The organism is Streptomyces sp. I05A-00742 (genome assembly GCF_013055795.1).
GTDB lineage: Bacteria > Actinomycetota > Actinomycetes > Streptomycetales > Streptomycetaceae > Streptomyces.
The window spans coordinates 75,049-84,816 of record NZ_JABETO010000029.1 but is presented as its reverse complement, the minus strand read 5'-3'; the positions used below and the strand labels follow the sequence as shown (position 1 = coordinate 84,816).

Annotated in this window: 10 protein-coding genes; 4 read left to right on the top strand and 6 right to left on the bottom strand. The window is 72.3% G+C overall.

Features of this window, described 5'->3' with window-relative positions:
* The coding region (locus HN013_RS23900) for a transposase family protein (RefSeq protein ID WP_249375315.1) at positions 1–333 on the top strand (333 nt) is incomplete at its 5' end.
* An 850-nt stretch (positions 334–1,183) separates the two neighbouring features.
* Here the strand turns inward: HN013_RS23900 and HN013_RS23890 are convergent.
* On the bottom strand, positions 1,184–1,732 hold the full coding sequence (locus HN013_RS23890; protein ID WP_171169591.1) for a GNAT family N-acetyltransferase: 549 nt from the start codon (positions 1,730–1,732) through the stop codon (positions 1,184–1,186).
* A gap of 102 nt (positions 1,733–1,834) precedes the next feature.
* A complete protein-coding gene (locus tag HN013_RS23885) occupies positions 1,835–2,683 on the bottom strand; it encodes a helix-turn-helix transcriptional regulator (protein WP_171169582.1) in 849 nt (282 codons plus the stop codon).
* Between the two features lie 137 nt (positions 2,684–2,820).
* Here HN013_RS23885 and HN013_RS23880 point away from each other — a divergent pair, with 137 nt between their 5' ends.
* Positions 2,821–3,600, top strand: a complete 780-nt coding sequence (locus HN013_RS23880) for an NAD(P)H-dependent oxidoreductase (RefSeq protein ID WP_171169580.1) — start codon at positions 2,821–2,823, stop codon at positions 3,598–3,600.
* Positions 3,601–3,628: 28 nt separating this feature from the next.
* Here the strand turns inward: HN013_RS23880 and HN013_RS23875 are convergent, their stop codons facing one another.
* A complete protein-coding gene (locus tag HN013_RS23875; RefSeq protein WP_171169578.1) occupies positions 3,629–5,134 on the bottom strand; it encodes a carboxylesterase/lipase family protein in 1,506 nt (501 codons plus the stop codon).
* 98 nt (positions 5,135–5,232) lie between these two features.
* Here HN013_RS23875 and HN013_RS23870 point away from each other — a divergent pair, with 98 nt between their 5' ends.
* The gene (locus HN013_RS23870) at positions 5,233–5,826 is read left to right on the top strand and encodes a TetR/AcrR family transcriptional regulator (protein WP_171169576.1); all 594 of its coding nucleotides are present in this window, start codon (positions 5,233–5,235) and stop codon (positions 5,824–5,826) included.
* Positions 5,827–5,906: 80 nt separating this feature from the next.
* Here the strand turns inward: HN013_RS23870 and HN013_RS23865 are convergent, their stop codons facing one another.
* From HN013_RS23865 to HN013_RS23855, 3 genes are all read right to left on the bottom strand, one after another.
* Positions 5,907–6,986 (bottom strand): AEC family transporter, encoded by a 1,080-nt coding sequence (locus HN013_RS23865; protein WP_171169575.1) that lies wholly within the window; start codon positions 6,984–6,986, stop codon positions 5,907–5,909.
* Positions 6,987–7,091: 105 nt separating this feature from the next.
* Positions 7,092–8,309 (bottom strand): threonine synthase, encoded by a 1,218-nt coding sequence (locus tag HN013_RS23860; RefSeq protein WP_171169573.1) that lies wholly within the window; start codon positions 8,307–8,309, stop codon positions 7,092–7,094.
* 56 nt (positions 8,310–8,365) lie between these two features.
* A complete protein-coding gene (locus tag HN013_RS23855) occupies positions 8,366–8,575 on the bottom strand; it encodes a hypothetical protein (protein WP_171169571.1) in 210 nt (69 codons plus the stop codon).
* Positions 8,576–8,941: 366 nt separating this feature from the next.
* Between HN013_RS23855 and HN013_RS23850 the strand changes: the two genes are divergently transcribed.
* Entirely contained in the window at positions 8,942–9,658 is a 717-nt protein-coding gene (locus HN013_RS23850) for a transcriptional regulator (protein ID WP_171169569.1), read from the top strand.
* Positions 9,659–9,768 lie beyond the last annotated feature (110 nt).

Genomic DNA, 9,768 nt, shown 5'->3' with positions numbered 1-9,768 from the left:
TCGCCCGCACTGCCCGGCCGCACCCACGACCTGACCGCCGCCCGCACCCACCGGATCATCCGGATCTGCGAACGCCAGGGCATCCCGGTACTCGCCGACCGCGCCTACCTGGGCGCCGGCCCATGGGTGACAACACCCGTCAGACGCCCGCCGGGCGGCGACCTGTCACCGACCCAACGCACGGTCAACCGCGCACTCTCGGCAGCGCGGGCACCGGTCGAGCGAGGCGTGGCCCGTCTGAAGTCCTGGCGGATCTTCCGCAGAGCCCGGTGCAGCCCAAATCGAATGTCGGCAATCGCCCGAGCCGTCCTCACCCTGGAGCGGCAACGCTGAAAGAGCTCACTGATCGTGATGGCTTCCTTCTGTACTTCCACGGCTTCGGCGAGGTAGCCGAGCTGAGCGAGGTGGAACTGCAGCGTGTTGAGTGTGGCGTCGGTTCGGGGCTCGCCTGCCGCCCACTCCGTCAGGAACAGGCGGGACGCCTCGCGTTCGCCGAGGCGAGCGGCGTGCTGGGCCCATGATTTGAGTCCTTCGTCGGCCGGGTCGGAAGGGAATCGTGCGCGCTGCTGATCCAGCCACTCCTCGATGGCGGCGTCGGTATGCCGGGCCGATGTGATGTCGCGCAGGATGCGTTCGCGGTCGGGGTGGGAGCTGGATCGCACCGTTTCCGAGGCGGCGGTGATGCCTGGGGTGAAGAGATGGTAGAGGTGGTAGCCCAGCGCCGTATCGAAGCTGATGTTCTTGGCATCCCAGTGCAGCCACAGGTCCTCCACCTGCCGGTGTTCGGCGACCAGGAATCCCGCCAGCGTCAGGTCGGGGGCCAGGCCCCAGGGGACGGCTTCGCGGTAGTAAGTGGTCTGCTGCTGGAGCAGGAAGCGAAGGAGGGGCAGGTCCTCGGGGCGGCGGTCGTATTGCAGTGCCCACAGAACGGCGAAGCGGGCGGCTCTGTTGCGGTCGGCTATGGGACCCTCGTCGGTGATCTGGGCGCGGTAGGCCAGGTCGGCCCACATCGCCCGGTCCTGCCGTGCTTGTTCGAGAGCCCTTCTGGGTCCCCGCAGGAGCCGGTCCTGCTCTTCGGCGGTGCTCATTGTCTTTCCCCTCGCACATCGTTCCAGCAGTAAGTGGGGTTGGCTGGGAACTCGAAGAACTGCCGTACTGCGCGCCACCTGTTCCGAGCACGAGCTCAACCGGACGGCGTGACCGAGGACCACACGCCGAACCACTGCTCGGCGCCGAACTCCTCGAACCGCTCCACCTCGGTGAACCCCAGCTTCGCCGCGAGGCGCATCGCGCGGTCGTTGGCGGTCTGGGTGCAGAGCACCACCGGCTCGCCGGGAAGCGCGTCGGCGAACCAGGCGAGTGCCGCCGCGCAGGCCTCAGCGGCGTACCCACGTCCCCACGCCGTTGGGAGGAACATGTAGCCGAGCGTGGTCTCCCCGCCGTCCGGACGGACGCGTCCCTGACGCTCCGCGTCGCGCCGATCGAGCGTGACCATGCCTGTCATCGCGCCGTCGAGATCGACCACGAAGAAGCCGGGGCGCCGCCCCGGCACCTCAGGCACCGCCCGTTCGAGCTCGTCACGCGGTCGAGAACCGCCGACGTAGGTGCCCACCTCGGGTGAGGCGAACAACTTGATGAACGCCGCACGGTCCCGGGCCTCGGACTCGCGGAGCACGAGCCGGTCGGTTCTGATCGGGGCAGGTGGCCAGGCAACGGGTCCGAGATCGGTTATGGCGGGCAACCTGTCTCCTCCAACTGACTGGGTATATCTGGCCGATTCGGCGGCGGCGAACCCACGGCACTTTCGTGCCTGCCTGTAGAAGTCGCCGTTGCGTTACTCGCGGATCTGGGCGTTCACTGCGGGATGCGCGTCATCGTCGTCCGCGCCCAGGCGCGCGAGCAGGCGCAGTCCGTCCTCGGCGGGGCTGCCGGGGGCCGCGGAGAGGACCAGCAGCTCCATGCTTGATTCGTCGGGTAGCGCGAAGTTCTCCTGGTGCAGTTCCAGCAGTCCGACCAGCGGGTGTCGGTATGCCTTGCGTCCGTGGGTGCGGGCGCGGACGTCGGCGCGGGCCCAGAGACGGCGGAAGCGTTCGCTGCCCATGGCCAGTTCGCCGATGAGGGTGGCCAGGCGGGGGTCGTCGGGGTATTTGCCGACGGCCAGGCGCAGGTGGCCGACGACGTCAAGGGTGCATTTCTCCCAGTCGGCGTAGAGGCCGCGCTCGGTTTCCTCGAGGAAGATGTGGCGGGCGGTGTTGAGGCCCGGTATCGGCCGGCCGAAGAGGAGGCCGGCGAGGCGGTTGCCGGCGAGTACGTCCAGGCGGTGGTCCATGATCAGCGCGGGTGCGTCGGCGACCAGGGCGAGGACGCGCAGCAGCTCCGGCCGTACCCGCCCGCCCGGCGCCTTCGCGCGGCGGCGGGGCTGCCGGGCGAGCCGGTGGAGGTGTCCGCGTTCGGTCCCGTCGAGGCCGAGGACGCGGGCGAGCGCGTCGAGGACCTGCTCGGAGGGCTGGGTCGCGCGGCCCTGCTCCAGGCGTACGTAGTAGTCGACGCTGACTCCGGACAGGTGCGCGACCTCTTCGCGGCGCAGCCCTTCGACGCGCCGGCGGCTGTCGGTGGGGATGCCGACGGCCGCCGGGTCGACCCGGGAACGCCGGGTCCGCAGGAAGCCCGCAAGATCGTCCATGTTCCCAGTATGGCCTCGGTGGTGCCCGAGAAGGTGGTCCTGTCGATACCAGGAAGTCCCGTCCGATGGACGATGCGCCCCTGAACGCCGGGCTCCGTGGCGCCCAGGATCGGAGGCATCGATCCGAAGGAGTTCTGATGAAGACGCTGATCGTCCACGCCCACCCGGAGCCGAAGTCGCTCAACAGCTCGCTGAAGGACCTCGCGGTGTCCACCTTGGAGACCGCCGGGCACGAGGTGCGGGTGAGTGATCTGTACGCGATGAACTGGAAGGCGGTCGTGGACGCCGCGGACTACGGGCCCGACGCCTCAAGTCCGCTGAAGGTCGCCCGGGATTCGGGCCGGGCCTTCGACGCCGGGACGCTCACCCCGGACGTGCTCGCCGAGCAGGAGAAGCTGCTGTGGGCCGACACGGTCATCTTCCAGTTCCCGCTGTGGTGGTACTCGATGCCCGCGATCCTCAAGGGCTGGGTGGACCGGGTGTTCACCTACCGCTTCGCCTACGGCGTCGGCGAGCACAGTGACACCAAGTACGGCGAGCGCTTCGGCGAAGGCACCCTCGCGGGCAGGAAGGCTCTGCTGTCGGTGACCGCCGGCGGCCCGGAGTCGCATTACGCCGCTCGCGGGATCAACGGTCCCATCGACGACCTGTTGTTCCCGATCCACCACGGCATCCTCTACTACCCGGGCATCGAGGTCCTGCCGCCGTTCGTGCTGTACGGCACCGACCGGATGACCGCCGAGAACTACCCGGACGTCGCCAAGGCCTGGGAACAGCGCCTGCTCACCCTGGAGTCGACCGAGCCGATCGCGTTCCGGCCGCAGAACTTCGGCGACTACGAGATTCCCTCGCTGCACCTGAAGGAGGGCCTGGAGCCCGCGGGCCGCACGGGTTTCGGGCTGCACGTGCGCGGCTGACCCCCGGCGCGGCGCGCCGCCTGGTCTTCTACGGCTCCGGGGCGTCCACCACGTCGAAGGGAGCCGGGAAGTGCTCCTCCCAGATCCTGTGGGAGGCCTGTTCGGGATAGGGCACCGTCTCGGATACGGCGTCCATGACGCGGGTGAGCTGCCGGTCGGGGTGGTAGGGGGACCATCCGGGGTCGCCGGTGGTGGCGAAGCGGGCCCAGGCCTGCTGGAGTTCGTGTGACACCGCCACGATCTCGGGGGTGGGCGGGTCGCCGGCGAGGGCCTTGCCGGTGGGGGTGGCCAGGGTGCCGAAGGCCAGGGGGACGTCGAGGCTGTGGCAGGCGCCCAGGATTCCTCCCGAGGCGGGGGAGGGGAGGCGCAGCTCGAAGAGGAACGAGGTGCCGCCGGCTGCGGTGTTCGCCCGGGCCAGGTGCAGGGAGGGCATGCGGAAGAGGGCGTCGGAGTACACCGTTTCCAGCACTTCCTCCGGGGTGGCCCCCGGGTGGGCGGCGCGGTAGGCGTCCGGGCCGTCCGGTGCGGGGGCGAAGAGGTCGAGGGCGGTGCGGGCGTCCTGGTCGGTGAAGGTGCCCAGGCGTCCGGTCATGACGCTGAAGAGCCGGAACTCGTCGCGGGTGTGGCCGACGAGGAGTTCGGTCCCGTTCGCGCGGCCGCCGGTCAGCGCGGACCAGGGGGTCTCGGTGAGGACGTCGCCGTCGAGGACGGGACACACGACGGCACCGATCCCGGCGAGTCGCCCCCAGCGCTCGCGGTGGTCGTGGAGCCCGGCGCTGAGGGAGGTGACCTCCTCGGCCAGGCGCGCGGGGTCGACGCCGGAGAGGGACGCGGCGGTGGGTGCCGCGCCGAGCCGCTGCGCGAGGACGGTGGCGACCTGCTCCGCCAGCGCAGGGGTGCAGTGGAGGCCCGGCACCGAGTGGGCGATGGCCCGCCGGAACAGGCCGCGCGCCCGTTCCATCGTCAGCAGGGCGGCGACCGAACCCGCCCCGCTGGACTGCCCGGCCACGGTGACACGGCCGGGGTCCCCTCCGAAGGAGGCGATGTTCCGCCGTACCCAGTGCAGGGCCGCGATCTGGTCGAGGAATCCGCGGTTGGGCGGGGCGCCTTCGAGGAGGGCGAAACCCTCCGCCCCCACACGGTAGTTGACGCTCACCACGACGAGACCCGCCGCGGCAGGCGCCGCCGGGTCGTACAACGGGTCGCCGGAGGCCGCCGTCATATAGCCGCCGCCGGGTATCCACACCAGCACCGGCAGCCCCGCCGCACCCGGATCGGGGGTGCAGACGTTCAGCGTCAGCCAGTCCGTGCCCTCCGCCGGGCCGACGGCGGTCGGGCCGGCCTGCGGCGGCGGGGGCCCGAACTCGGCCGCCTGCCGTGTTCCTTCCCAGGGGCGCGGTGGGGCGGGAGCGGCGAACCGGAGCGTCCCCACCGGCGGCCGGGCGTAGGGGATGCCGCGGAACTCGGCGTTCCCCCGCCGCCAACGGCCCTCGACCAGGCCCTCAGTGGTGCGCACTGTCGGCTGTTCGGGCATGTCGCTTCCTTCCTGCTTTCTTTCCTCCTTCGGGCCTCCAGGTTTTATTGGCCAGTTGTATTATGTCAAGCGTATGGAAACGAATGGAGAAGCCGACGATGCCGAAACAGGTGGATCACCGCGAACGCCGCGAGACGATCGCCCGGGCGCTGTGGCGGGTGGTGGAGCAGCGCGGCGTCGCGCACCTGACCCTGCGGGAGGTCGCCCGGGAGGCGGGCATGTCCCACGGGCAGCTGCAGCACTACTTCGCGACCCGCGCGGAGATGCTCTCGTTCGCCATGGACTTCGCGTCCGAGCAGGCATCCCTGCGCGTCAGCCGGGGACTCCAGGAGTTCGGGGACCGGCCGCACCCCCGCGACGTGCTCCGCGTGATGCTCACGGAGATGCTCCCGCTGCACGCCGACGCCCGGGCGGCCGGCCGGATGAGCGCCGCCTACGTCCTTGAGGCGCTGCACGACGAGGAGATCCATGCTCGGGCCCGCGACGGCATGCTGCGAGGACGCGGCCTCGTGGAGCAGTTGGTCCGGCAGGCGGTCGCCGACGGCCACATCCGCCCCGGCCGCGACCCGGCCGTCGAGACCGATCTGCTCCTCGCCCTCACCGGGTTCACCCCGCTCATCGAGTTGAACGTGGTTGAGCCGCGGGACGCGCTCGCCGCCGTCGATCAGTACCTGGACCGGCTGTTCGCCTGAACCGGGCTGTTCGCCTGGACCGCCCGGCGGAGCCCACCTCCGCGCGAGCCTCACCGTCCCGGCGGGACCCCGCGCGGGCCTCACCGCCCCGGCATCAGGAGCAGTGCGAATCCCGAGAGCGTCCCCATGGACACGAGCGTCGAGACCACCACCGTGTTGCGCGCCAGCTCGGCCCCCGCTCCGTACTCGCGGGCGTACACGAAGACGTTCTGCGCGGTGGGCAGGGCCGAGCAGACGACGACAGTGAGGAGCTGGTGGGGCGTGAGGTGCAGCGCGAAGCGGCCCATGGCGTAGGCGGAGGCGGGCTGGACGAGGGTCTTGACGGCGACCGCCACGCCCAGCTCGGCCCGCGCCCCGGTCCCCGCGTCCGGGCGGCGGCCGTGCAGCGACAGGCCGAGCACGACCAGCGCCGTCGGGACGCCCGCCCGGCCCAGGAGGTCGCAGGAGCCGCCGAGGGCGCCCGGGAGCCGCCAGCCGGCGGCGGAGAAGACGGCGCCCAGGGCGGCCGCCAGGACGATCGGATTGCGGAGGGTGGCGGCGAGGGAGCGCGCGACCCGCGCCCCGGTCCCATCGCGTCCGGCCCGCTTCCGAACCCCGACGCCTCCGGCCCGCTCCCGGACTCCGACGCGACCGGCCTGCGCCTCCCGGCCTCCGTCGCGTCCGGCCCGCTCCCGGCCCCCGCCGTGTCCCGTCTGCTCCCGCTCCCCGTCGCGTCCGGCCCCGACCAGGGCGAGCATCAGCGGAGTCACGAGCAGCAACTGGAAGAGAAGCACCGGCGCCACGAACGACGCGTCCCCCAGCACCTGCGCGGCGACCGGGATGCCGAGGTTCCCGGCGTTGACGTAACCGGCCGCCAGCCCGCCGACCACCTGTTCCGCGGGCCGCCGGCGGAAGAGCCACCGCGCGGCGGCCGCGCCGAGGGAGAGGGCCAGCGCGGTACCGGCCGCGAAGGCGAGCATCGAGGTGTTCGCGAAGCTGCCGAGCGGTGTCCGGGAGAGCATGCCGAACAGGGCCGCCGGCATGGCGACATGGAAGACGAAACGTCCCAGCACGTCCTCGGCGTCCCTGCCGAGCAAGCCCGTCCTGCCGACCAGGTACCCCACCGCGGTGAGCGCCCAGAGGGGGACGAAGGCGGACAGCAGGGGGTGCAGGGCGTGCATGGGTCCTCGAACGTTCTGCCCGTCGTGGACGGGAGGAGGCAGGGAAAGGGCGGACGGGCGTGGCGCGCACCCCGTACCCGGAGGGCGCCCGCACTCAGGGGCGCGTCACACCGGCGGCTTCGCCTTCAGCCCGTTCCCGCACAGCGGTGCCACGGCGACCGGCCGGTCGCCCTCGACGGGGGGCAGCGGTACGAGCCCGTCCTGCAGGGCCGCCCAGCACACGGCGGATGTCGGCTCGACGTAGAGCCCGTTGCGGGCGAGCTCCCGGTGCGCCGCGCGGATGCTGTCGTCGGGGACGGCGAGCACCGTGCCGCCCGTCTCCCGGACCGCCCGGAGGACCTGCGCCCCACGGGCGGGCCGTGCGACGGCGATGCCCTCGGCGACGGTGCCCTCGTCGATCACCTGCTCCGGGACCTCGCCGCCCCGCGCGACCGCCCGGGCCAGGGGTGCGCAACCGGCGGCCTGCACCGCCGTGATGACCGGCAGCCGGTCGATCAGCCGCTGCTCCAGCAGCTCCTGGCAGCCCAGACGGGCGCCGAGGACGAGGGTGCCGTTGCCGGCCGGGAGGACGAGCGTGCCGGGGAGCCGGCCGCCGAGCTGCTCCCAGAGTTCGAAGACGTAGGTCTTGGTGCCGTGCGGGAAGAACGGGTGGTGGACATGGCTGGCGTAGAAGGTGCCGGGTTCGTCCGCCGCACGGGCCGCCGCGGCCGCAGTGTCCTCGCGGGAGCCCTCGATCCGGTGCACCACGGCCCCGTAGGCGCGCAGTTGGGCCACCTTGCCCTCGGACGTGGACGCCGGTACGTACACCTCGCAGGCGATCCCCGCGCGGGCCGCGTAGGCGGCGACCGCCGTCCCCGCGTTGCCGCTGCTGTCGGCCAGGATCCTCGGCACGCCGAGCCGGGCGGCCAGGGCCACCAGGAGCACAGCGCCGCGGTCCTTGAACGAGCCGGTGGGCATGAGGTGGTCGGCCTTGAGCAGAATGTCCGGCCGGCCGGGGGCGCCGATCAGCGGCGTCATCCCCTCGCCGAGGCTGATGCGGGGCGGGCGGGGCATCGGCAGCGCCTCGGCGTAGCGCCACAGAGTGGGCGGACGCCGTCCCAGTTCGACCGCGTTCGGCATGGCGGGCGCGAACCCGTCGACGTCCAGCAGGCCGTGGCAGTCGGCGCACCGCCAGGCCAGGTCACCGAGCGCGTGCGGCCGTCCGCAGGTGGCGCACCGCAGGGTCACCGCGCCGAACGGGCCGTGCGGGTGGAGCGGGTCGTCGGCGCCGGGCGAACCGTAGGAGCGGAGCGGGCCGGTGGGCCGCTCGGCCGGAAAGCGCATCGTTCCCTCTCCTCGTGCATACCTCGTAATGCCTCGTAATACGTCATGTCGGCCGGTCATCGGTGGTGGTCCGGCGGACAGCGTGGCGGGGTGCCGTGGAGCAGGGCCGGAACGGCGGCGGCGGCGCGTCTGCCGGTACCGGCCACCGGGCCCGTGAGACGGACGCGCCCGGCGGGGACCAGAGAGGCCAGGGAGGCCGCGGAGGCCAGGGCGTGCGTCAGGCGGCCCCGCAGCCACATCGTCCACATCGTCACGCGCAGGGTCATGAGCCACCCCCTCCTCCCGCACCACCGGTTTATCCGGCGCCTCCAGGTCGACATAAGGATCCTGGACACATTCCGCCCCAGGCAGAGTGTCCGGCGATCAAGACAGTTCGTCAAGATTTGAAGCGCCGATCCCGGATGACGTACTTCTAGTCTCGTCCCGGACAGACGGGACGGGCCGGACGTGTCCGGCGGGCCGGTGGGCGCGGCCGGGCGGACGGGTCTCCCGGGCCCCGACGGCCCCGACGGCCCGGTCGGCCCGGACGGAATGGCGGAGCCGATGGGCGTGCGGAGGCAGGGATGACATCACGGGCATCAGCGGGGCGGGCGGCGCGGCCGTCACCGGCGCCCTCCGAGGGCGCACAGCCCATGGCTCCCGTCGCGGCTTCCGCAGCTCCCGCGGCGCCGTCGGCCGACGACAGCACCGCGGACGCCGTCCTGCGGGCCCTGCGCCCGGTCGTCGACGGCCTCGCCGCCACGTTCGGCGCCCAGTGCGAGGTGGTGCTGCACGACTATCGCCACCCGGACGCGAGCGTCGTGGCCCTCGCCGGCACGGTGACCTCCCGCACGGTGGGCGGGGCCATGAGCGAGATCGGCCTGGAGATGCTCGCCCGCGGCGACACCGCCCAGGACAAGCTCAACTACATCACCCGCACCCCCGACGGCCGCACCGTCAAGTCGTCCACCCTGCTGCTGCGCGACGGTTCCGGCCACGTCTTCGGATCCCTCTGCGTCAACCTGGACATCACCGAACTCCGGCTCGCCGCCAAGGCGATGGCCGCCCTGGTCGGCGCGGTGGACACGGCTCCGCAGGCCACGACCGTCTTCTCCGACGACATCGGCGAGATCGTCACCGCCGTGATCGAGCAGGAGGAGGAACGGCTCGGCCGGCCGCTGGCCCACGACTCGCGGCAGAACCGCCTCCTGGTGATCCAAGCCCTCGACGCCCGCGGGGTGTTCAGGCTCAGCCGCGCCGCGCAGGTCGTCGCCGAACGGCTCGGCGTGTCACGGGCGACGGTCTACGCCGACCTCGGACTGGTCCGGGGAGCGCGGCGGGCGCCGGACGGGACACGGCCGCCCGACTGAACCGGGGCCGCCGGCCTGAACCGCGGCCGCCCGACTGAACGGGAACGGCCGGCCGGATCCGTACAACCTCATGCGCCTCATACATGTCACTGATGCGGTGCGGTCTCTCG